Origin of the sequence: Enterobacter cloacae complex sp. S2, assembly GCF_015159675.1 — a bacterium.
Taxonomy (GTDB): Bacteria; Pseudomonadota; Gammaproteobacteria; order Enterobacterales; family Enterobacteriaceae; genus Enterobacter; species Enterobacter intestinihominis.
The window spans coordinates 1-503 of the sequence record NZ_JADDTS010000120.1 but is presented as its reverse complement, the minus strand read 5'-3'; the positions used below and the strand labels follow the sequence as shown (position 1 = coordinate 503).

The following is a 503-nucleotide window of genomic DNA, read 5'->3' as shown; positions in this document are numbered from 1 at the left end:
CGTATCAAGTTTGTCGAAGAGATAAAACAGGTTGTAGATAAAGAATTTGAAACTGCACGACGGGCCAAAACCGATGAAGAATGCATTGCATGCATCAAAAATCTGCGTGCTGAAACAGATAATCTACAAGAACAAGAACGCCTGTTAAGAACCAGAGCCGCACAGCTTTACGCGAAGGTCGAATTTGTTAAGGAAAATAATAAAATCGTCGGCTACATAATTTCAGCTATTCACATTGTGGTTTCTGGAATGGCAATTGCTGGCGGTGCGTTGATGGTCGCTACGATGACACCTTTAGGTATGCTGGCAGGGGCTATCCTTGTAACAGATGGCATTAACGGTTTGTCAAAAGAAATTATTCCTGGTATATATGGAAAACAATATAAAACAGAGGGGCTTGTGGCTGATGGCACTTTGGAAGCGGCCCAGTTTATGGGTTTCAAGCCTGAAACAGGACTTGCGATTTATAACGCTATTACGTTAACTGCAAGTGTATATAGCAT

The 503-nt window shown here is 41.7% G+C and carries 1 protein-coding gene; it reads left to right on the top strand.

Translation table 11 applies throughout. The features are described 5' to 3' along the window. A partial coding sequence (locus tag IPZ49_RS23025) for a DUF4225 domain-containing protein (protein ID WP_227754143.1) occupies positions 1 to 503 on the top strand: 503 nt, incomplete at both ends.